This is a genomic window from Bradyrhizobium sp. cir1 (genome assembly GCF_014198245.1).
In the GTDB taxonomy this organism is placed as follows: Bacteria; Pseudomonadota; Alphaproteobacteria; order Rhizobiales; family Xanthobacteraceae; genus Bradyrhizobium.
This window is the reverse complement of sequence record NZ_JACIHE010000006.1, coordinates 352,136-374,370: the sequence shown is the minus strand read 5'-3', so window position 1 is coordinate 374,370 and position 22,235 is coordinate 352,136. Positions and strand designations below refer to the sequence as shown.

General features: G+C 63.0%; 22 protein-coding genes. 7 read left to right on the top strand and 15 right to left on the bottom strand.

Going from position 1 to position 22,235, the window contains the following annotated elements; translation table 11 throughout:
* Window positions 1-2,793, top strand: a 2,793-nt coding sequence (locus GGD63_RS16415) for a DUF5801 repeats-in-toxin domain-containing protein (protein ID WP_246785500.1), incomplete at its 5' end; no start/stop codon positions are given.
* A gap of 61 nt (window positions 2,794-2,854) precedes the next feature.
* Here GGD63_RS16415 and GGD63_RS16410 read toward each other — a convergent pair.
* The 8 genes from GGD63_RS16410 to GGD63_RS16375 form a co-directional block, all read right to left on the bottom strand.
* Complete coding sequence (locus GGD63_RS16410; RefSeq protein ID WP_312013299.1) at window positions 2,855-3,682, bottom strand: transglutaminase-like cysteine peptidase; 828 nt, start codon at window positions 3,680-3,682, stop codon at window positions 2,855-2,857.
* 416 nt (window positions 3,683-4,098) lie between these two features.
* On the bottom strand, window positions 4,099-5,346 hold the full coding sequence (locus GGD63_RS16405; RefSeq protein WP_183243701.1) for an HlyD family type I secretion periplasmic adaptor subunit: 1,248 nt from the start codon (window positions 5,344-5,346) through the stop codon (window positions 4,099-4,101).
* Window positions 5,336-7,564: a type I secretion system permease/ATPase gene (locus GGD63_RS16400; protein ID WP_183243760.1), complete on the bottom strand. Its 2,229-nt coding sequence runs from the start codon at window positions 7,562-7,564 to the stop codon at window positions 5,336-5,338. Before GGD63_RS16400 ends, GGD63_RS16405 begins: the two co-directional genes overlap by 11 nt.
* A gap of 273 nt (window positions 7,565-7,837) precedes the next feature.
* On the bottom strand, window positions 7,838-9,532 hold the full coding sequence (locus GGD63_RS16395; protein ID WP_183243699.1) for a TolC family outer membrane protein: 1,695 nt from the start codon (window positions 9,530-9,532) through the stop codon (window positions 7,838-7,840).
* Between the two features lie 692 nt (window positions 9,533-10,224).
* Window positions 10,225-10,443, bottom strand: coding sequence for a hypothetical protein (locus GGD63_RS16390; RefSeq protein WP_183243697.1), 219 nt, complete (start codon window positions 10,441-10,443; stop codon window positions 10,225-10,227).
* Window positions 10,434-10,649 carry a hypothetical protein gene (locus GGD63_RS16385; protein WP_246785499.1) on the bottom strand — a complete coding sequence of 72 codons (216 nt, stop codon included), beginning with the start codon at window positions 10,647-10,649 and terminating at the stop codon, window positions 10,434-10,436. The genes GGD63_RS16390 and GGD63_RS16385 overlap by 10 nt, the downstream gene beginning before the upstream one ends.
* A gap of 404 nt (window positions 10,650-11,053) precedes the next feature.
* Complete coding sequence (locus tag GGD63_RS39965) at window positions 11,054-11,230, bottom strand: hypothetical protein (protein ID WP_210315816.1); 177 nt, start codon at window positions 11,228-11,230, stop codon at window positions 11,054-11,056.
* Window positions 11,227-11,526 (bottom strand): hypothetical protein, encoded by a 300-nt coding sequence (locus tag GGD63_RS16375; RefSeq protein ID WP_183243691.1) that lies wholly within the window; start codon window positions 11,524-11,526, stop codon window positions 11,227-11,229. Before GGD63_RS16375 ends, GGD63_RS39965 begins: the two co-directional genes overlap by 4 nt.
* A gap of 153 nt (window positions 11,527-11,679) precedes the next feature.
* On the opposite strand from GGD63_RS16375, the gene GGD63_RS16370 reads away from it, so the two are divergent.
* Window positions 11,680-12,078, top strand: a complete 399-nt coding sequence (locus tag GGD63_RS16370) for a hypothetical protein (RefSeq protein ID WP_183243689.1) — start codon at window positions 11,680-11,682, stop codon at window positions 12,076-12,078.
* Between the two features lie 25 nt (window positions 12,079-12,103).
* Window positions 12,104-12,367, top strand: a complete 264-nt coding sequence (locus GGD63_RS16365; RefSeq protein ID WP_183243687.1) for a hypothetical protein — start codon at window positions 12,104-12,106, stop codon at window positions 12,365-12,367.
* Between the two features lie 211 nt (window positions 12,368-12,578).
* Here GGD63_RS16365 and GGD63_RS16360 read toward each other — a convergent pair whose 3' ends face one another.
* Window positions 12,579-12,854 carry a hypothetical protein gene (locus GGD63_RS16360; RefSeq protein ID WP_183243685.1) on the bottom strand — a complete coding sequence of 92 codons (276 nt, stop codon included), beginning with the start codon at window positions 12,852-12,854 and terminating at the stop codon, window positions 12,579-12,581.
* A gap of 102 nt (window positions 12,855-12,956) precedes the next feature.
* Complete coding sequence (locus tag GGD63_RS16355) at window positions 12,957-13,478, bottom strand: GNAT family N-acetyltransferase (protein ID WP_183243683.1); 522 nt, start codon at window positions 13,476-13,478, stop codon at window positions 12,957-12,959.
* Window positions 13,479-13,668: 190 nt separating this feature from the next.
* Here GGD63_RS16355 and GGD63_RS16350 point away from each other — a divergent pair, with 190 nt between their 5' ends.
* Genes GGD63_RS16350 through fabI form a run of 4 tightly spaced genes read left to right on the top strand, consistent with a single transcriptional unit; the run spans window position 13,669 to window position 18,893 of the window.
* Window positions 13,669-15,897, top strand: coding sequence for a DUF3141 domain-containing protein (locus GGD63_RS16350; RefSeq protein ID WP_183243681.1), 2,229 nt, complete (start codon window positions 13,669-13,671; stop codon window positions 15,895-15,897).
* Between the two features lie 29 nt (window positions 15,898-15,926).
* Window positions 15,927-16,889, top strand: a complete 963-nt coding sequence (locus GGD63_RS16345; protein ID WP_183243758.1) for a phosphate acetyltransferase — start codon at window positions 15,927-15,929, stop codon at window positions 16,887-16,889.
* A gap of 4 nt (window positions 16,890-16,893) precedes the next feature.
* Window positions 16,894-18,108, top strand: a complete 1,215-nt coding sequence (locus GGD63_RS16340) for an acetate/propionate family kinase (protein ID WP_183243679.1) — start codon at window positions 16,894-16,896, stop codon at window positions 18,106-18,108.
* Window positions 18,105-18,893 (top strand): enoyl-ACP reductase FabI, encoded by a 789-nt coding sequence (fabI, locus tag GGD63_RS16335; protein ID WP_183243677.1) that lies wholly within the window; start codon window positions 18,105-18,107, stop codon window positions 18,891-18,893. Before GGD63_RS16340 ends, fabI begins: the two co-directional genes overlap by 4 nt.
* A gap of 169 nt (window positions 18,894-19,062) precedes the next feature.
* Here fabI and GGD63_RS16330 read toward each other — a convergent pair whose 3' ends face one another.
* The 5 genes from GGD63_RS16330 to GGD63_RS16310 all read right to left on the bottom strand — a co-directional run bounded on the left by GGD63_RS16330 (window position 19,063) and on the right by GGD63_RS16310 (window position 22,222).
* Window positions 19,063-19,521: a MaoC family dehydratase gene (locus GGD63_RS16330; protein ID WP_183243675.1), complete on the bottom strand. Its 459-nt coding sequence runs from the start codon at window positions 19,519-19,521 to the stop codon at window positions 19,063-19,065.
* 10 nt (window positions 19,522-19,531) lie between these two features.
* On the bottom strand, window positions 19,532-20,182 hold the full coding sequence (locus GGD63_RS16325; RefSeq protein ID WP_183243672.1) for a 3-oxoacid CoA-transferase subunit B: 651 nt from the start codon (window positions 20,180-20,182) through the stop codon (window positions 19,532-19,534).
* Window positions 20,183-20,186: 4 nt separating this feature from the next.
* On the bottom strand, window positions 20,187-20,834 hold the full coding sequence (locus GGD63_RS16320) for a CoA transferase subunit A (protein WP_183243670.1): 648 nt from the start codon (window positions 20,832-20,834) through the stop codon (window positions 20,187-20,189).
* Between the two features lie 168 nt (window positions 20,835-21,002).
* Window positions 21,003-21,620, bottom strand: coding sequence for a HupE/UreJ family protein (locus GGD63_RS16315; RefSeq protein WP_183243668.1), 618 nt, complete (start codon window positions 21,618-21,620; stop codon window positions 21,003-21,005).
* The gene (locus GGD63_RS16310; protein WP_183243666.1) at window positions 21,617-22,222 is read right to left on the bottom strand and encodes a HupE/UreJ family protein; all 606 of its coding nucleotides are present in this window, start codon (window positions 22,220-22,222) and stop codon (window positions 21,617-21,619) included. Before GGD63_RS16310 ends, GGD63_RS16315 begins: the two co-directional genes overlap by 4 nt.
* Window positions 22,223-22,235 lie beyond the last annotated feature (13 nt).

Here is a 22,235-nt window from a genome sequence, read left to right as displayed (position 1 = left end):
GAAGGCACGGACACCTCGGTCCACGTCGCGCCGAACGGCCTTGCCAGCGTGACGGCGAACTTCGCCGACAACTTCTCGGCCTCGAACTACGGCACCGACGGCGCCGGCAGCACGACCTACACGCTGAAGCTGACGGGCCTGAACGTGGCGTCCGGGCTGTATGCGCTGGACGCCTCGGACAAGAGCGCGGCGGGCGTCGACGGCGACGGCATCGGCCAGGGCACGCAGATCGTGCTGAACCAGGTCGGCAACACGATCACCGGCTCGGCCGGCGGCACCGACTACTTCACGATCAGCATCGACCCGGCGACGGGGATCGTGACGTTCACGCAGCTGAGCAACATCTGGCAGGCCGATCCGAGCAATCCGGATGATCCTGCGACGCTGACGCTGGCGAGCGCCGACCTGCTGCAGGTGGTGAAGACGGTCACCGACGCGGACGGCGACAGCGTGACGACGCCGATCAACCTCGGCGCGGGCGTGTTCACGATCCAGGACGACGGCCCGACCGCACCGACGATTGCCGTCTCGCTGAATGACCCGATCCTCCTGACGTTCGATGGTGCTTTGACCGGCGGCAACTTCGTTGGCACTCAGGCGGTCGGAGATCAGAACCCCTCGCTCCTGATCGCGATCCAGGATTATGCCGGTGTCTTCTCGATCAATGGCACGAACTACGGGACAGACGGCGCGGGAACGACGACGTTCACCAGCTACGCTCTCGGCTTTGCCGCCGGCTTTACGCCCGGCGATGCAGGCGGCCATGGCACGGCGAGCGGGCTGACACATAACGGCAGCGCGATCTATCTTTACAATATCGGAGGGGTCATCACCGGCTCGACTGCTCTGACGCAAGGAGGCGTCAGCGGTGCGAACACGATCTTCACCATCAGCCTCAGCGGCAGCAACGTGACGCTGACGCAATCCGGGTCGATCGATCACACCACGACAAGCACCTACAATGGATCATACATCAGTGATCTCCAGGCGCTGGCGGCCGGAATTCTGGTTTTGACCGCGACAGCGGTCTCGACGGATGCCGACGGTGATCAAGCGTCGAGCACCGCATCGCTGGATCTCGGCCCCCAGATCAGGTTCGGCGATGATGGTCCGCAGGTTGTGACCCACACCGATCTGATCTACGCCAACGGAAGCAACCCGACCCCGGGCGGAACGGGCGTCTATGTCTACAACGTGGGTGCGGATCAGAATACGTATACCGATGCCGCCCACTCGGATTTCGCGCCGATCACGCTCACGGGCACGGTCGGAGGTGTCGCGATCACGAGTCCAACCGTGACATGGCAATCCGAGGATTCGCACTTTGCGACGTTCGGCATATCGTTCTCTTATGCGCCGAACCCGGCCACGCCAGGCGTGACCATTCAGGACACTGGAACGCTGGTCTTCGATAAGATTGCCGGCACTTACACGGTCGAGCTCGCAAATCCGATTCAAAGCGTGACCGTCGTGAATACGAGCGGTGCGAATGTCCATTTCCAGGGATATCAGGACAACAGCTTGAACCAGGACAACAGCGGGCCGGCGCCTTATGTTGTCGCCCAGCTTGACACGAATTTCTTCGTGCAATTCTCGGGCTCGCACGAGACCAACAACCCGAATGTGAACCTGACTTCGGGCACGACCAATCCGGGAGATGGTGCCTACGCGAGCGACGATCTGTTCTGGGCTAATCCGACCGATGTGACGGTATCCAGTTCAGCTCTGGGTGTCGCCAGCAACACGCTTCAGCCGGGCGAAGTCCTGAACATGAACTTCTATACCGCTGACCCGCACGGAATACCGGGCTCCCAGACTACGGCTTACGCCAGCGGCATCTATCTGGAGTTCTTCAACATCGGATCGAAGGACCTGGTCATCAATCTTGAACTGGTTGGAGCCGGTTCAGACGGGGTCTTTGGCACGGGCGACGATGTGCACACCACCAAGGCCGTGGTCGTCGACAATGCCGACATCTTTACGGCTGCTAATCCGCCTCCCGCGGGCTATCCGGTGCCGACGGGCACCGATGGCATCGTCATCATCGATAGCTATGACTGGAACGGAGCGGGACAGAACTACCTTCTAACGGGGGTTCAGATCGTTACCTCCACTCAGACCCTCACCGGTAGCGGCATCGATCTCGTTTCCGCCGTAGGTGCGGCGGGAGCAAGCACCGGCACGGAGTCATTTGGTAGCGTCGGCGCGAACAATACGAGCGACAACGACAACATCAAAATCACCTCGGCCGGCTTCATTGAAACCACGACGACGACGCAAGACGCCAACCTGACGTTCCAGGTAACCAACCTCGATGGCGATGACGACAAGACGGCTACCCAAACCCTGAATGTCACCATCGAGGGAAGCACCACTTTTGTCGGGACGTCCTCGGACGAGTCCATCCAGGGCACGACCGGGAACGACGTCATCACCGGCAATGGCGGCAACGACGTATTGACTGGCAACGGCGGCAACGACGTGTTCGTGTTGCAGGGTAGTTCTGCGAACGGGCACGATACGCTGGTCGACTTCAACGCAGGCGACAGCATCGTTGTCGACGTCGCCAACCTGAACCTGACCATCAATACGGCCCAGACGGTTGCGTTCAACTCGGGCACGACAGGCGCAAACGACCAGACACACGACAGCGCCTTCGCAGGGTCGAACTTCTTCTTCAATACGACCACCAACGAGCTGTACTACTCGGATAACAACACTGCGGCTCACGCGGTCGATCTTGCTCACATCAGCACGGGCATCCCCCAAAACAACGCCGTCCACGTGGCGTAAGAGAGCAAGTAAAGCACGACAAAGCCGCCGGCGAGCCTCTCGCCGGCGGCTTTGCTTTGTCTCAAAGAAGCAGCGGCAACGTGCCCAGCGACCCGCTGCCACCGGCATCCGTGGGCTCCGAGCCCGCCCATTCCGAGTTCGCCGCCGCCGGCGCGGCTTCGGCCGAGAGCGGCGCAGCCTTCGCATACGGCTTGGCGAACAGATGCACGCCGTCGTGATTGATCGCGAACAGCGGCGCGAAGTTCAGCTCGCCGTTGTCCTCCCGCAGGCCCGTCCACCGGTTGTCCAGGATCAGCCATCGGCCGTCGAGACGAGCTGCAAGCACCGCGTGATCCTGGCGGACGGTACGGTCGCGGACGAGGAGCAGGCGCATGTCGGCGTCCGGGAAACCCGCTTCGCGCAGTGCGGCGTATTTGGCGATCGCATAGTCCTCGCAATCGCCTTTGCCCGTCGCAAAGCTCGCCAATGGCGAACTCCAGCGGTCGAGCTCCCGATGCTGGACGAGATCGCTGACATAGCGGATGGCGGTGTTGACGCCGAGATTGACTTCCTCGAGCTGAGCTCGCCCGGACTTCGCTTTGACCGCACCGACGAGCCTGAGGAACTGCGCAGCGTTAGGCGGGCAGCTCGCGGCATCGGACCGGCAGCGCTCCAGCAGGGCCTGCTCGTTGGCGATCTCTGCTTCAACTGAACGCCATTTGCGCCAGATGACGTTGTCAGGTGCCCGGAACGCGAAGAGGCCGAAGGGTTCATGGCCGAGCGGCTGCGCGCCGACCGGAGAGGTGGCCTCCGGCCCAGCATCCGTCGCCGTGGGGGAAGCAGGCGCCAGCGCTGCCAGACGCATGGCATTCGGCCCGCGGCCACGCTCGCGGTCGAGCTTTGCCAGCACTGCGTTGATCGTGAAGAACGTCGCGGGCGTATGAATGGTATCCGCTCCGGATGGCGCGATCTCACGCGGATCGACCGGCCCGACATCGGCCGCAAACGCGACCGGGGTCGCAGCACCGCTGAGCGAAACCAGAATGGCCGCCGCAAACGCCAGAATGCCCTGCCGTCGCCGTCCACAACGCGACTTCATTGACCGTCCCCATATTTCGGGACGTCGCCGGCGTCTTTACGCGCCTGATCATCATCCCGACCTGTTTATCGGGAGCCAGCGTGCGCATGGGCGCGCTTAAGTCGGGTTAAGACCGGGGAGGCTTGGCCAGGAATGAGCCGATGCAATGAAGCGCGCCCCTCCGGCAATGCTAAAGCTTGCGATCGCGCGTTAAGGGCGCATTAAGCAACGCGGCGGAGGGACGGGATCTAGTGCTCGCGCAAGGCCTCGTCGCGCAGGGTGCGAGCCGGCTTCATGATGTAATCCAGAACGCTCTTCTTGCCGGTCAAGATCTCGACGGTCGTGATCATGCCCGGAATGATCGGAAGCGGAGCTTCCTCCGTGCCGAGATGGTTCCTGTCGGTTCGAACCATCACGCGATAGTAGGTCTCCGGCCGCTGCGCTGCCTCGCCCTTGTCGTCGAGGATCGTGTCGGCGCTGATCCGCTCGACCTTGCCGGCGAGATGGCCATAAACGGACGAGTCGTAGGCGGAGATCTTGACGACGGCATCTTGGCCCGGGCGGATGAAGGCGATATCCTGCGGCCTAATCTTGCCTTCGACCAGCAAGGTATCGTCGAGCGGAACGATGTCCATGAGGTTCGCGCCGGGCTGAACGACGGCGCCGATCGTCGTGACGTTCAGCTTGTTGACGATGCCGCGAACCGGCGAACGCAGATCCGTCCTGCGCACCCTGTCCTGGGCGGACTTGATGTTCTCGTCGAGCACGGCGAGGTCGGCCCGCGACTTTGCGAGGTCCTCGTCCGCCTGCGCGCGGAAGGTCGAGATCGTGGTCGCAATCTTCGCCTTGGCCTCGGCGATCTGCCCTTTCGCTTCTGCGGATTGGCGCTCCAGCCGAAGCATTTCGATCTCGGGAACGACCTTCTGCTCGTACAGCTTGCGCGTCAATGTGAGCTCGCGATCGAGCAGGGCGGACGTTTGGGTCAGTCTGGCGATCTGTTGATTGAGAACGTCGACATCCTGCGCCACCTTGAGGGCGCGGGTCTTGAATACGCTCCGTTCTGTCGTCACGGCAGCGGGGACAACGCCCTCGATCTGGTCGGGAAAGACGATCTCGCTGCGGCCGTTCGCCTCGGCGTCGAGCCGCGCGAGGCGGGCCGCCATCGAGGCACGGCGCTCCCGTATCTCGCCAAACTCGGAGGCGAACTTGGTGTCGTCGATCCGCATCAGGGACTGCCCCTGCTGAACCACCGCTCCCTCCTGGACCAGGATGTCGCCGACGATCCCGCCTTCCAGGGATTGCACGACCTGAATCTGCCGCGAGGGCACCACCTTGCCATTTCCGCGCTTGACCTCTTCGAGCACGGCGAAATGGGCCCAGATCAGGAATGTGGAGAGGAGGGCGAGGAACGCCCACAACAGCATGCGGGAGGTCCGCGGCGTTCTCAATCGGACGGCCGCGCGGATATCGTTGGCGTAAGCGAAATCAGCTGACATTGGACTTCTGCGCCGGCGAGACTTGTTGAACCACTCTGGGATTGACGACCGGCTCGGCCGACGGAGTCTTGCCTTGCAACAGGCTCAAGACGTGGTCGCGCGGCCCGTCGGCAACCAGCCGGCCGTTGTCGAACAGCAGCAGCCGGTCGACCATGGTCAGCAGTGAGAGACGGTGAGTGGAGATGATGATGGTCATCTGCGCATCGTCGAGTTTCTTCAACCGTTCAAGGAACTCGCTTTCGCTGCGGACGTCGAAATGGGCGGTCGGCTCGTCCAGGAACAGGATCTTGGGCTTGCGGATCAAGACCCGCGCCAGGCCGATGGCTTGCTTTTGACCGCCCGAGAGGCTGCGGCCGCCCTCCGCAATGGGCATGTCGTAGCCCATGGGATGACCTGCGATGAAGCTTTCGACACCGGCCAGCCGCGAGGCCGCGAGCACTTCCTCGTCGGTTGCGGCCGGATAGCCCAACGTGATGTTGTCGCGCAGCTTGCCGAAGAACAGATCGGTGTCCTGCATGGCAAAGCCGATGCCGGCGCGCAGGTCGGCGGGATCATACTGGCGCGAGTCGACGCTATCGATCAGGATGCGGCCGTCCTGTGCCTCGTAGAAGGAGAGCAACAGGCGCCCGACGGTGGTCTTTCCCGAACCAACCCGGCCGATGATTCCGACGCGCTCGCCGCTCTGAATCTTGAAGGTGACCTTGTCCAGCGCCTTTCCAGGCGCATTGGGGTAGGTGAACGAGACGTTCTCGAAACTGATGGTGCCTCGTTCGATCTTTCTGGCGAGATAGGTCCGTTCCGGCGAACGTTCCCGCTCCAGAGTCATGAGTCGATCGATGGATTTGAGCGCCGAGAAAGTCTGGGTGCCGCGGGTGATCACGGATGCGATGCCCGCGATCGGCGCCAAGACCCGGCCGGCGAGCATGTTGGCCGCGACCAGGGCGCCGACCGTCAGGGTGCCGTTCTGGATCAGAAAGACGCCGATCACGATCATGAGCAGGCTGGTCAACATCTGCGCCGAGTTTGCTGCAGTCAGCGCCAGGGACGACCAGAAGTGCACGGCCTCGCCGGAGCGGGCTGTTGCTGCAACCGACCGCTCCCACGCCGTCTGCATCCGTGCTTCACCGCCCGACGCGCGCACGGTTTCGAGGCCGGCGAGCGATTCCACCAGCACGCCATGGCGAGCCGCCGACTCGGCTTGCAAGCGCTTCATCGCCCGATTGAGCGGGCGTTGCAGCACGAGGCCAATTCCGATCATGATCGGCAGCATCAAGAGCGGCACCCAGGCCAGGGGCCCCGCGACCAGGAAGAGTACGGCGATAAACAGGATGGCAAACAGCAGATCGGTTGCCGAGACGACGCTGCCCGAGGTGAAGAACTCGCGAACGGAATCGAAATCCCGAAGCTGGTTGGCGACAATGCCGACGGATGTCGGCCGCTGCGACATCTTCACCGCCATGACGTGTTCGAAAATGTTGGCGGCAAGCACGACATCGATCGTCTTGCCCGTCACGTCGATCATCTTGCTCCGGACCATCCGCAGGATCAGATCAAAGACGATCGCAAGACCCATGCCGATCGAGAGCGCAACGAGTGAGGGGATCGCTCCGTTCGGGATGACGCGGTCATAGACGCTCATCGTGAACAGCGGCATGGCCAGGGCCAGAATGTTGATGAGCAGCGCCGCCAGCGCGATGTGTCCGTAGTTGCGCCAATGGGCCTTGACGACGGACCAGAACCAGTGCTGCCGGGGAAGACTGCCGGCCGCGACGGCTCGCGGGTCCGACTCGGCGGCGGCCCGGACCAGAAACGCGTAACCCGTATATCCCGCAGCGATCGCGTCGAGGGTCAGCATCTGCGGCACATACGGCCGGTTGCTCGGGTCGATCACCCCAGCGGTACGCTTGGTCTCGTCGATGCTCAGCAGGACCAGCGTCGTACCGTTCTTCATGATCAGCACGACCGGAAGAACGAGAGACGGGATGTCCAGCAGCTTGCGTTTGGTGGCCTCGGTCTCAAGGCCAGCACGGCGCGCCGCGCGTTCGTAGAGCGAAACTGTCAGGCGGCCATCGAGGATTGGCAGGCCGCCGAGCAAGCCATCGCGGGTCACGGCTCTGCCGTGATGTCCGGCCAGAAAGATGAGCGAGTCCAGCAGGGGATCGCTTTGTTTCGCTCCATCCCGCTCGGCCCGGGCCGATGCCGCGGACTCCTCGCCGATGTTGTCCGGGCGCGCATCTTGGGCCGAAGCCGTCTTTGTTTGACGAAACAACAAGCTGATATGCCTTAAATGAAAAGCGATGACGTGAACGTGGCAAAGTTGTCGAAAGACTACGACAAACTGCGAGTTAATTCATTTACTTATTTGGGCGGTCGGGATTAACGATTAACAACCGCGTGTCCGAAAGGCTATCCGTGCCTTATCGGGGGTAGGTCAAATGAAAAAAGCCCGCACAGATGTGCGGGCTTCTCAAGGGTCGTTCGGCCGACGTTGCTATTTTGTAATCGGCGAGAATGCGGTCAGCAGCCAATGGGGCTTCTCGGCCGGGGCATATGAGCTGCGCTGGCCGGCCGAGCTGTCGAGCACGATCGGGCCGCCGGAAGCTTGCCGCTCCGCAAACCAGGCCGACACGCCGGCAACCTTGGCTGGCGCAGCCGGCTCCCCGGACCAGCGATCACCGAAAGCCGACGTGGCAGGCCCGGTGGCAGCATAGGACAGCCGAACGGGCGCTGCCGTCGGCGCCGGCACGGCAGTCCGCAGCGGCTCCGAGCCGCTCTGCGGCAGCGTCCAGCGGAACGTGGGCGCCTTGTAATCCGGCAGACCGAACAGGTTGAGATCGGTCGGAGCGGCGTCGACAGGGGGAGGAGCCTTCAGATATTCGATCAGGGTTCCGGTTGCAGCGAGCAATTGATAGTCGGCAAACACCACAACCGCGCGCGCCGAGGTCAGCGAAACCTGCGCATTGAAGAACTGGTTCTGGGCGTTCAGGAGGTCGATGAGCGAGCGCTGGCCGAGCTCATATTCCTTCTGGAAGGCGACGATGGTCTTTCGGGCCGCCTCCAGCTCGCTGGTCAGCGCCGCAATGCGGGTCTGGGTGACCGTGCGGGCATTCCAGGCCTTGTCGATCGACTCATAGGCATCCCGCTGCAGGCGGGCGTGCCGTGCGGTCGCTTCCGTGAACCGTTCGGCCTTTTCCGAGCGGTTCCAGGCATCCTGACCGCCGCGGAAGATGTCCCAGGACATCACCACCTTGCCGCTGTAGTCCTCATGCGTGACGGCGGGCGCGCCGGGTGCCGCAACATAGGGGAAGGAGTTGTCGTAATGCGTCGCCCGACCCTCGAGATAGAATTTCGGGGAAAACAGGCCGTCCGTGGACTTGAAGGCGTGCTTGGCGGCGTCAACGTCGGACTGGGCCGCCGAGATCGTGGAGTTGAACCGCAGCGTGACCGCGAGAGCTTCATCCCGGCTGGCCGGGAGTCCCCTCAACGTGCCCGGGAACCGCACGTTGTAAGGCTCTATGCCAACGACCTTGCGGTACTTCGCCCGTGCGTCCTCGAGGCTGCGGCGAAATTCGGCCAGGGCGGCGCGAGCACTTTCGACGCGTTCCCTCGACTGCTCGAGGTCGCCTTCGCCGGCCCGGCCGCCCGAAAACCGGGAGTTCACGTTCGAGAAGATCTTCTCGTGATTGGTGACGTTCTGCTCGGCAATGCCCACCAGGCGCATATAACGCACGACGTCGATGTAGGCTTCGGCGGCGTCGAGGGCGATCAGCTCGGTGCGTTCCTTGACGCGCGATGCCGCGGCGTTCACGCGCGCATTTTGCCGCCACACCTCGTGGATGGAGGTGAAACCATCAAAAAGCAGCTGCCGGACGACGACGGATTCCTGGCTTCCGTTTCGCCAGGGCCCCGATCCGGTCGTTGGGACCGCAATGCTCGGGGCTATGAAGCCGGGCGATTGATCGAACTTCTCCGGTCCGTAGCTGGCATCGATGCGCACCTGCGGTAACAGCGTACTCTGGGTCTGCCGGAGCTCGCTCTCGGTCGCGCGGCGGTTGGCCGAGGCCTCACCCACCCCCGGGTTGGTCTGCATCGCCTGTTTCAAGGCGTCGTTGATTGAAAACTGCTCGGCATTCGCGGGGGCGACCGCCAGGATGATGGTAGCAAAGGCTAAATGCGCCGGCTTCATGGTCCCCACCATAAACGTCTTTTAACAAATATTATTGCCTAGGAAGAATTAGCAAAATGCTACGGGCTCACCTATGACATTTCAGTCACAGCTTGCAGCAATCGATCCAACGTCCGTTGCGCGAGCAACACGGGAACCGGGCTCAGGCTGCCTCTCATCGACAACAACGGGCCTGCTGCGTCGCACAAATTCTGCGTGCAACCTGCTCCCTAGCAACCTGATTTTACTAATCAATTGCGCTGCCGCTGTGCTGCGACGGCGGTCCACTCCAGGCGCCCGGTTCAGGATATGGGCGGGAAGGGCGGGCCGGCCGGGGAATTTTGCCGCGGGTTGAATGCTTTCCCCGACTTCGGCGTTGGAGCCCGCCCGGGTCGGCCAGCACCAAGCGGCCTTCGTCGATTCGGATGGCAAGGCGCGTAAACGGACGACGGGTTGGGAGCTGCAATCGGCCTGCCTTCAATCGCCGGTCGTCAACGCGTGCCCCGACCTGGTCGCGTACCTTTGGCGGCAGGGCGATGGCCCGGTTCCATCCTCATGGTACCCCCGGGCAGCGTGCCCCGGGAAATGATGGCACGCGCATTCAAGTTAACGACGGATAGGTACAGCAGCCGTCCGGATGCAAACTTTGCTTAAGGTCTCAGACACATAGTGAATGCATTTCAGCGTGAGATTGAAAGGCATGAATTGTGAATTCAGATCTTCGAACCGAGCTGGAAGGCCTCATGGAAGATATCCACAAGCGCCAACGGCATATTGATGACCGGGTATTTCTCATCAACATTCTCGAGCGAGAGGGACACATCACGCTCGACGAGCAGGCCGCTCTTAGATTTGAACGCAAGCAGCTGGCGCTTCAAATGGAGCGGCAGACGAGCCTGCTCTTGAAAGCGCGGATCCGAGCTTAGCCCCATTCGTTCTCAGGCAACGTTCCCGGCGGGGGCTTGAGTTGCTCGAGCCCGTCGTCGATCGCCCGAATGTCTTCCTCCATCCGCTCGATGGTCCGGGTCGGATCGATGCCTGACACGGTCCGGAGTTGCTCGAGCAACTGGCGCCGATGCTCGCGCAGCTCTTCGAGTCCGCGCCGGTCCTTGAGTGCCACATGAGAGGCGACGATCAATTCTATGGATGATGGCAATGCAATACCTATCGATTAAATGAGTCGATTAAAACGTTTATTATAGAGCTTTATGTGAGCCGGAAAAGATCGCCCTCATCCACATTTCGACGATGGGAGCTGCAGCGCGGCTGTCGCCGGAGATCCTCAGCACCGATCCACGCCTGCAATTGCGACTTGCCGGGAGCGGGCTGTCGTCACGTTAGGTTAGGCGCACAAATCACTTGCTCTTCTTGAGAGGGCGCCATGGCCTGACGGCAAAAGCCGCTCGATCTTGCCCTCCGCCGAAGCGCACATCGATACCGCCATGTCGCGGCACGTGCGTTGTGAGTCCAGCGGGTGCGTCCTTTACGGCCAGCGTTACGATCATTAATTTCATCTCGATATTTTTTGATTTGTTTGCCGTGTCAGCAGCCATTTCGCCAGGGCAATTGCAGACGATGTGTGATCGTTGCGCGATCCTCGACAGGAAGATTCAAAGATTTAAAGAGCTCGTCGTTCAGCTGTCCGATTTCGATGACGGCTTGGTCGAGCAGATCATGTGGAGAATAGCCAGGCTGCGGCGCATGAAGGCCGCGCTTCATCCCGAAGACGGATAGACGGATTCTTCTTTATGACCAGGCTCGGGAAATCGCCGCCATTCGTTTGGTCCGGGCGCGATATTCCAACAGCGCCGTCCGCTCGAAATGCGATGGCGGACGACGCTGCTCCAGCCCCGGGAGGGAAATGCAAAATCCCGGTTGTTCGAGTCTGCGGTTTCATTGATCTGGGTCAAACCAAAACCGCATATTTGGTAAATCACGCCGAGTGTATCGAACCAGCCCTGCAGAGCATCGACCGTTCGGTTGAGGTTGCGGGAAAAAAGGGAAAAAGCGTTCATCTGAACGCAGATGAGTAGGCCTTCCTTCGAGATTCCGCACAGCACTATCAGACGAGATCACCGGGCACTTATCATTGGGTGCACGCTCAACGGGCACAAGGGGGCTTGGCAGGATCGGGAAAAATAGGCAATATTCAATTTTTGGAATTTGCCATGCCAGCTTATCTCGTCCGCTCAATTGATAGTCATCAGATCGTCGGCCTTTTCTCAGCCGATCATCCCAGAAGTCTCGCCCATTCAGTCCAGGAATGGACAGAACGGGACCATTGCGAATACGTCGAATTGCCATCCGGCGGCCTGGTATGGGCGGGATCGGCGGTTCGAGTGCCTATGTACCCGGGCATCGAGAAAGACACTGACTGGACCATGCCCGAATTGCCTTTCACGAGCGCGACGATGTCGGACACTTGGCTCAATGTGCTCTACGGCTACACGCCCGGGCTTCATTGGACGAGGTTCAGGGCCAGAAAGGGAGCGCAATCGACGTCAGCCGAACTTCCAGAGCCGGTGGGCTCGGCGCAGATCATTCCTCTGCGAAGACCGGGCACCTAGCAAACGGCCAACGAGGAGATGAGCAATGACGGCAGAGAAGCTGCGTAGTCACGTCACCTATTTGAGCGAATTGGGACCGGATGCCGAGGGACGCGACGTCTTCGTGGGCCTGACTTATGGAGAAACTGTCTGGTTGATCGAGTATCGGGAGCGGCGTGCGCGCGGTGAGCCGGGATGGAGTCGGGATCAGGCGGCCGCTCGCGAACTGGCGGCAAGGCACCATACGGCACACATCGAGATCGTGATCGCACAGGCGGAAAAGCGTTTCGACAACCCGACCATCAACTAAAGCATGATCCGGAAAAGTGCGGAGCGGTTTTCCGGAAAGATCATGCGCAAACAACAACCTAAAGCGCGATGATGATTCATCCCAATCTCATCGCGCTTTAGCCTGTTTGGGTCCTGCTTCGCCTCTGCTTATCCCGGCTCTCTGATGACGCAACCGGTCCTGCGGATGCAGATCATCCGCAGGATTCAGCTCGTCTCTATTTCGACCATGGTCAGCGGCAGACATACGTCCCGTTGACCAGCACGCGAACGCATGCCGCGCCTGCGGCTGCTGCGCCGACGGCCGCGGTCCCGACGACCGCGCGCCTGGTGGTCCGGCGTGCCACGCCGGCGACCGATACGGGGGTCAGGGGACGTCCGACCCGTGCATCTGCCTGGCTGAAGGTCAGCGATGGTCCTTCGCTGGTTGATCCGCCGATCGAGACGGACAGGCCTGCGCCGACCACGATGGCCGCAGCAAGCAGCTTACCGATCATACCACACGTCATGACGACCTCCGTCTTTGCGGCGATGTGTCGACTGACCCACGGGCCGGCTGGCGAAGCGTTGATCAAGATCAAGGGAATAGTCGAAATCCACTTCGGGGGTCATCAGGTCAGCTTCAGCACCAGATGAATCGTTTGAGGGTCCCGCTTCATCGCAGGACCGAAGCCGAGCCTCTCGAAGACGCGACGCATGGCCGTATTGTCCGACATGACCTCCGCAGTCAGTTCAGTCAGTCCGGCCTCGCGCGCGAGCGCGATGAGATGTCGTGCCAGCAGCGTGCCGACGCCGCGTCCCTGCCAGGCATCGACAACGACAAAGGCCATCTCTGCGCAGCCGGGCGTCGCGACGACGTAGCGGCCGCCACCTATGATGACCTTTCGGCCCGCATCCTCCGCGCAGGCAACCAGCGCCACGTGCTTCTCGAAGTCGATCTCCATGAAATAGGCACGCTCGCGGTCCGAGAAATGGCGCTTCGGTGCAAAGAAGCGACGCTGGCGTGTTTGCATGCTGGCCTGGTCCAGCGCGGCGAGCATGCCGACCTCATCCTCCGGCCGGAGTGCCCGGATCTCGACCGCGGTGCCGTCACGTAGCGTCTCCCGGCAAGTGAAACTTGCTGGAGTCTCCATGAATGCGCGCCCTTTCCCCGTTCAGCCGTTTGCCGATACGTGCCGCCTGGCTCCGATCAAGCCTGCCGCGAAGGCCAGGTCGGCCGGCTTCCCGCAGGGAACCTCGCGTTCCGTCACTGACCGTTGACCTAAATCAACGTCGGCAATCCCAGGGATTCTTGAATGGCTCGACGCGACGGCGAGGGCGAACATGGCGATGGACAATCTGAAACTGCCGGACGGCCCGATGTCGGGCCTTGTGGCTTCCGCCGTCGAATACATGGTCGATGCGGGGCAGCGCAGTGTGCTGTTTCTGGACATCATGCGTCAGCGTGGCGACCAGTATCGCGAGCACGTCGCGCAGGTCGCGCCGCATGTGCTGCAATATGCTGCCGAATTGATCATCGACGGCCGCACGCTGGAGGAGCCGGTCAACTACGCGCTTGTGCGCATCATTCCGCCCAAGGATGCCGAGATCGACATGAGCCGGCGGCCGTTCGTGGTGGTCGATCCGCGTGCCGGCCACGGGCCGGGCATCGGCGGCTTCAAGGCCGACAGCGAGATCGGCGTGGCGATGAAGGCGGGGCATCCCTGCTATTTCATCGGCTTCTTGCCCGAGCCGGTGCCGGGCCAGACCATCGAGCGCATCGCACGCGCGGAAGCGAAGTTCATCGAGACCGTCATCGGCCGTCATCCCGAAGCCGACGGCAAGCCCTGCGTGATCGGGAACTGCCAGGCCGGCTGGGCCGTCATGATCCTGGCATCGCTGCGGCCGGAACTGTTCGGGCCCCTGATCATCGCCGGCGCGCCGCTGGCTTATTGGGCCGGCGTGCACGGCCAGTATCCGATGCGCTATTCCGGCGGCCTTTTGGGCGGAAGCTGGCTGACGGCGCTGGCGAGCGATCTCGGCGCCGGCAAGTTCGACGGCGCCTGGCTGGTGCAGAACTTCGAGAACCAGAACCCGTCCAACACGCTCTGGACCAAGCAGTACAACGTCTACTCCAAGGTCGACACCGAGGCCGAACGCTATCTGGATTTCGAGCGCTGGTGGGGCGGGCACGTCAACCTCAATGCCGAAGAGATCCAGTTCATCGTCGACGAGCTGTTCATCGGCAACAATCTCGCCGCCGGCCGCATCGAGATGTCGGACGGACAGAAGGTCGATCTGCGCAATATCCGTTCGCCGATCGTGGTGTTCTGCTCCAAGGGCGACAATGTCACCCCGCCGCAGCAGGCGCTCGACTGGATCTTGGACTGCTACGCCGACGTCGACGAGATCAGGGCGTATGGCCAGACCATCGTCTACACCGTTCACGAGAGCATCGGCCATCTCGGCATCTTCGTGTCCGGCGGCGTCGCCAAGAAGGAGCATGCCGAGTTTTCAAGCAACATCGATTTGATCGACGTGCTTCCGCCCGGGCTCTATGAGGCGACGTTCGAGGCGAGGGGCAACGAGACGCTCAATGCCGATCTCGCGGCCGGGCAGTGGGTGATGCGCTGTGAGGCCCGCACGCTTGACGATATCCGAGCGATGGGAGGCAATTCACCCGAGGATGAGAGGCGGTTTGCCGCCGCCAAGCGCGTCTCGGAGCTCAACCTGGCCGCCTATCGGAAGTTCGTCCAGCCCTGGGTCAAGAAGATGGTGACCCCGCAGATCGCGGGCTTGGCGCGCAACATGCATCCGCTGCGAATGCAATATGAGGCCTTCAGCAGCCAGAATCCCTGGATGTCCACCGTCAAGGCGGCCGCCGATCGTGTCGAGGACAACCGCAAGCCGGTCTCGAAGGACAATCCGTTCCTGGCGTTCCAGGAGCAGATGTCGAAGCAGATCGTCCATGCGCTCGACAGCTGGCGCGACGCGCAGGAGGCTCTGAGCGAGACCATATTCCTCAATGTCTACGGCTCGCCCTTGCTTCAGGCGGCCGTAGGCGTCGATCCGAATTCCGTGCCCTCGCAGCGCCGCGAGATGTCGGCGGAGCATCGCGCGATGCTCGAGCAGCGAATCTCCGAGCTGAAATCGCGCATCGGCGAGGGCGGGCTTCGCGAAGCAGCGCTCCGTTCGCTGCTCTATGTCGGCTCCGCCCGCGGCATGGTGGACGAGCGCAGCATCGAGGCGCTGCGCCAGGTGCGGCGGGACCATGGCGGCGCCCGGATGACGCTGGCCGAATTCAAGATGCTGGTCCGCGAGCAGTTCTTCATGCTGCTGCTTGATCGCGACGGCGCGCTGGCTGCGATCCCGAAATTGCTGCCGGACGACATGAGCCAGCGGCGCGAGGTCTTCGCCGCGATGCGCGAGGTGCTGTCGGCGAGTGAGGACATCACCGGCGAGCGCGCGCATCGTCTGAAGCAGATCGCCGGGCTTTTTGGTCTGGACGGAGAGGGGGAGCTGACGTCGAACGTCGCCCCTTTCGACTCGAAAGCAGAGGCAAGAGCGTCGTAACGCGGATTGGCGGAAGCGGGAGTGACATGATGTCGGCCGACACGACGGGGGCCCATTCCGGCAGCAAGTACGACCGCCTGATCGCGGCAGCGAAGGCGGGGGCGCCGCTGCCGACCATCGTCGTCCACCCCTGCGACGAGACCTCGTTGCGCGGCGCCATCGACAGCGCAAGCGCAGGCATCATCCGGCCGATACTTGTCGGGCCCGAGAGGAAGATCAGGGACACAGCCGCGAAATTCGATCTCGACGTGTCCGGGTTCGAGATTGTCGATGCCGCGCATAGCGAAGAAGCCGCGGCCAGGGGCGTCGAGCTCATCCATGCCGCCAAAGGCGATCTGCTGATGAAAGGCAGCCTTCACACCGACGAATTGATGCGCGCCGTCACGGCCAAGACCGGCGGCCTGCGTACCGACCGGCGCATCAGCCACGTCTTCGTCATGGATGTGCCGGTCTACGCCGAGACCATCTTCGTGACGGATGCCGCGATCAACATCTTTCCCGATCTCGACGCCAAGCGCGACATCATCCAGAACGCGATCGACCTCTACAACCAGGCCGGCTTCGGCAAGACCCCGCGGGTCGCGATCCTGTCGGCGGTCGAGACCGTGACCTCGAAAATCCCCTCGACGATCGAGGCCGCGGCCCTCTGCAAGATGGCCGATCGCGGCCAGATCACCGGCGGCATCCTCGATGGCCCGCTGGCGTTCGACAATGCGATCGACATGGAAGCCGCGCGGATCAAGGGCATCACCTCCGAGGTCGCCGGACGCGCACAAATCCTGGTCGTTCCGGACCTCGAGGCCGGGAACATGCTGGCCAAGAACCTCGCCTATTTCGCCAAGGCGGACAGCGCGGGCATTGTGCTCGGTGCCCGCGTGCCGGTGGTGCTCACCTCGCGGGCGGATTCTCCACGCGCGCGCATGGCATCCTGCGCGGTTGCCGCGCTCTATGCTCGCGCCCGGCGCCAGAAGGCGCCGACAGTGGCCGCGTGACGCCATGGATACGATCCTCGTCGTCAATGCCGGCTCCTCCAGCGTCAAGTTTCAAGTCTATTCGATCGAGGGCGAGGGGACCCTGCGGCGGCAGATCAAGGGACAGATCGATGGCATCGGCAGCCGGCCGCGTCTGCGGGCCGGCGGCGCGAACGGCGATCCACTGGTCGATCGGGCCTATCCGATCGAGTCCGTGCCGGATGTGCCGGCGGCAATGGCTGTTGCCGGCGACTGGTTGCGGAACGAGCTTAGGGTGACGCCGATCGCGGTCGGTCACCGCGTCGTGCATGGCGGTCCGGACTATTCGCGGCCCGTCGTGATCGACCACGGCGTCGTGTGCCGCCTCGAGCGCTTCGTCACCCTGGCGCCCTTGCATCAGCCCCACAATCTGGCGCCGATACGCTCGCTCCTTGCGGGCTTCCCGACACTGCTCCAGGTGGCCTGTTTCGACACCGCCTTCCACCGCACGCATGACGCGGTCGCAGACCATTATGCCATTCCGCACCAGCTTCATGCCGAGGGTGTGCGGCGCTATGGCTTTCACGGCCTGTCCTATGAGTACATTGCCCGGACGCTGCCGAATGTCGCGCCCGAGATCGCCGGCGGACGCGTGATCGTCGCCCATCTCGGCAGTGGTGCCTCGATGTGCGCCTTGAAGGGCGGGCGCAGCGTCGAAAGCACCATGGGCTTCACGGCGCTCGATGGGCTGCCGATGGGAACGCGGCCGGGGCAGATCGATCCCGGGGTGGTGCTCTATCTCATCTCGGAGAAGGGCATGCCGGCCTCGAAGGTGCAGGACTTCCTCTACCGCGAGTGCGGACTGAAGGGCCTCTCCGGCGTCAGCAACGACATGCGGGAGCTCGAGGCGAGCACCGATTCCCATGCAAGGCTCGCGATCGACTACTTCGTCTACCGGATCGGGCTCAGTGCAGGCACGTTGGCTGCGGCCCTGCAGGGTCTGGACGCCTTCGTCTTCACCGCCGGCATCGGCGAGAATTCGGCATCGATCCGGGCGCGTGTCGCAGGGCAGCTCGCCTGGCTCGGTGTGACCCTCGATGCCGACGAAAATGCCCGTCATTCACGGCTGATCTCGCATTCCGGCAGTCGCATCCCCGTCTATGTCGTCCCGACCGACGAGGAGCTGATGATCGCGCAGCACACGCTTGCGGTGCTGATGAACGGCCCGCCGCAAAACACACGATCTGAGAGGGTGTCATGATCCCAATATTCCCGGACAGCAAGGTGGCCCTGAAGGGAAAGAAGGGCCTGATCGTCGGTATCGCCAACGACCAGTCCATCGCCTGGGGCTGTGCGCGGGCGTTTCGTGCGCTCGGCGCCGATCTCGCCGTCACGTACCTGAACGATCGCGCCAAGAAGCACGTCGAGCCCCTGGCGCAGGCGCTGGAGGCGCCGATCTTCATGCCGCTGGACGTGATGGTCGAAGGCCAGACCGAAGCGGTGTTCGAGCGCATTGCGGCCGAGTGGGGCCAGCTCGATTTTCTGCTTCATTCCATCGCCTTCTCGCCCAAGGAGGCGTTGCACGGCCGCGTCGTCGATGTCGGCCGCGACGGTTTCCTCAAGACCATGGATGTCTCGTGCTGGTCGTTCATGCGCATGGCTCATCTCGCCGAGCCGCTCATGAAGAACGGCGGCACTCTGTTCACCATGACCTATTACGGCAGCCAGATGGTGGTGGAGAACTACAACGTCATGGGCGTGGCCAAGGCCGCGCTCGAGGCCTCGGTGCGCTACATCGCCGCCGAGCTGGGCCCGAAGGGCATCCGCGTTCACGCGATCTCGCCGGGCCCGCTGGCGACGCGCGCCGCCTCAGGCATTCCCGAATTCGACGAGCTCATGGACAAGGCGCAATCGAAGGCTCCGTCGCGCAGCCTCGTCAGCATTGACGACGTCGGCAACGCCACTGCCTTCCTGGCGCTCGATGGTGCCAAGCTGATCACGGGTGGTGTGCTGTATATCGATGGCGGATATCACATCATCGACTGACGCGAGCAGTCGCCGGCAGGCGGGAACGCCCTGGGTCGGATCATGGCATTATGCCGGTGTTTTGCCCGACGGGTCAAACGATTGGGCCGGCAGAACAGCCGGCTGAAAAAGTGCAATGTCGTCAATGCCCCCGCTACTGTGCATGGGGTTGTTTTCGACCTTTGTTGATTCAGCGATAGTGCAGGGCGATCAGCTCGGCGATGCAGGCGGGCTTCTTGCCGCCTTCGATCTCGATCACGAGGTGATAGTTGACGCGCAACCCGTCCGGCGGCACGTCCTCGGCTTCGGCGACCGTGACGCGGCCGCGCAGCTTCGAGCCCGCCGGCACCGGCGCCAGATATCTGATCCGGTCGGCGCCATAGTTCAGCGTGTTGCGCAGGCCCTTCAGGCCGATCACCGAGCGGATGAAGAGGGGCGCGAGCGCCAGCGACAGCAGGCCGTGGGCGATGGTCTTGCCGCCGGGCATCTCCTTGGCTGCGCGCTCCTGATCGACATGGATCCATTGCTCGTCGCAGGTCGCCTCCGCGAACTGGTTGATGCGCTGCTGCGACACCTCAACCCAGTCGCTCACGCCGATCTCGGTGCCGACGGCGGATTTGATCTCGTTGAAATCGCTGAATATGCGCATGGTCACCCCGTCAGATCTTCATTTCCGGGACAGTGTCGGGAATGGCGAGCTCGGCCTCCGTCACCGCCAGGACCTCGCCGATGCTGATGCCGGGCGCTGTTTCCAGCAGCGTCGCCTTGCCGTCGGGAAAGCCGATCACGGCCATGTCGGTGACGACGAGGCTCACCGGCCGTGCCGAGGTCAGAGGCAGCGTGCATTTGGCAACGATCTTCGACTTGCCCTTGGCCGCGTGCTGCATGGCGACGATGACGCGCTTGGCACCGCTGACGAGGTCCATCGCGCCGCCCATGCCAGGCACCATCTTGCCCGGGATCATCCAGTTGGCGAGCAGGCCGTGCGCATCGACCTGAAGGCCGCCGAGTACGGTGACGTCGACATGGCCACCGCGGATCAGGCCGAACGACATCGCACTGTCGAAGGTCGCTGCCCCCGGTAGCGCACTGATCGGCCGGCCGCCGGCGTCGGTGAGCAGGGGATGCGCCATTCCCTGCTCCGGGATCGGCCCGGTGCCGATCAGCCCGTTCTCGGACTGGAAGAAGACCTTGAGATCGGACGGCACGTAGTTCGCGACCAGCGTCGGGATGCCGATGCCGAGATTGACGAGATTGCCATCGCGGAGTTCCCTGGCGACGCGGCGGGCGATGATGATCTGCGGATCCATGGGGTCACCCGTTCGCAATGATGTAGTCGACCAGCGGCGCCGGCGTGACGACGTGATCAGGTGCGATGACGCCGACGGGCACGATGTGCTCGGCTACGACGATGACCGTGTCGGCCGCCATGGCCATGATCGGATTGAAATTGCGCGCGGTCAGCGCGTAGGAGAGATTGCCGAGATAGTCGGCAAGGAAAGCGTGGATCAGCGCGAACTGCGCGCGGATGGCGGTCTCCAGCAGAAACGGCTTGCCGTCGACCTCGATCTGGCGCTTGCCCTCCGCAACGAGGGTGCCGACGCCGGTCGGCGTCAGCACGCCGCCCAAGCCGCATCCGCCCGCCCTGATGCGTTCGACGAAGGTGCCTTGCGGCACCAGATCGACCGAGACCTGGTTGCCAAGCATCTGCTGCTGGACCTTCGGATTGAGTCCGATATGCGTCGCCGTCAGCTTCGAGACCAGCGTTGCATCGAACAGCTTGCCGACGCCCTTGCCGGGCGTGGCCGCGTCGTTGCAGATCAGGGACAGGCCTGCCTTGTTCTGCCGGACGAGCTCATCCAGCAGACGTTCCGGCGTCCCGACGCCCATGAACCCGCCGACCATGACGCTCGCGCCGGCCGGGATCATCGCAACGGCTTCTTCGACGGAAACGGCCTTCATGATCGGACCTCCGGTCGGCGGGTACAGGTGAATTGCGGGTCGATGTTGGAGGCGGGCGGTCCCGCGGCTTTGATCTGCGTCAAGGCCGCAGGCTGGGCGGCTGGTTTTGACCACTGCCGCCCAGCTCCAATTCCCGGCTGATCTTACGCGGGTGGTCCCGGCGCCCTCTCACGGGGCCAGTGCAAGGCTCGCCATCATCAGGCCGATCGCAGCGATCCAGCCGCCAAGTGCGCGAACGGCGATGGCCCGCCAGGACGTTGCGCTGTCCGAGTTCGTTCGCTTGAACACCGCGGTCAGCGCCATCGTCAGGGTGATGGCGGCGTAGCCGACGCACGTCAATCCTGCAGCAAACAGCAGCCGGTCGGTTTCGGGCGCGAGGTCGGCGCCGTTCGCGGCACCCCTTATCACCGCGACCGCGAAGGCCATCGCGCAGAGCAACACTGTGGGCACCTGCGCCGCGGCCGCGAGCAGCAGGCCGATGGCGAGCATCATGGCCGCATCCGCAAGCTGGGTGGACGCCGCGCCGAAGACCTGCCCAAGCAGCAAGCCGACCAGCAGTCCGAGCGGAAACAAGGCGATGAGCCAGCGCCCCTTGGCGGCTCCGAGCGTACCCGCCAGCACGCCGGTCGCGGTCCAGAGAACGACATCCTGGAGATCGGTGAGGGGATGCACAACACCCATGTAGAAATCGCCAAGGCGGGCCGCGACGATATGCGCCTCGGCGGCATTTCCGCCGGCGAGCAGCATCGCGGTGGCGATCACCAGGCGCGTGGAATTCAGCTTCATGCGAAGGCTCCGACGCCCTGCGCGAGGAAATAGCAGCCGATTGCCGCAATGCCGGCCCCAAGTCCCTGGATGAGGCGCTCGCCGGCGGGCCAGCGCGTCAAGGTGCCGATCGCGATGCCGCACAGATGCAACAGGCCGGTCGCGGTGACGAAGCCGACGCCATAAGCCAGCGCATTCGCCGCGCGCGGCAGCTCGGCGCCATGCGCATGACCGTGAAAGATCGCGAACACCGCGACGACGAGGGCGGCCGCGGCAAAGGGCAGGCGCAGCCGGGCGGCAACGGCAACTCCCAGGATCACGGCGGAGACGGCAATCATCACCTCCGGCATCGGGAGCGGCACGTGCAGCACGCCCAGCACGCCGCCGATCGCCATGACGAGCGGAAAGGTGATCGGCAGGATCCAGATTGCGGGGGCGCCGAGCTGCGCGCCCCAGATCCCGACGGCCACCATTGCGATGAGATGGTCGATGCCGGTGACCGGATGGAGCAGACCGCTGACGAGGCCGCCCGCCACGCCGGCCTGCTCATGCGCGAGAGCCGGCTGCGTCAGCGCGAACGAAACGATCGCGGTCGTAAGGGGGAGGGGAAGGCGCAAAGACATTGTGTTGGGACTC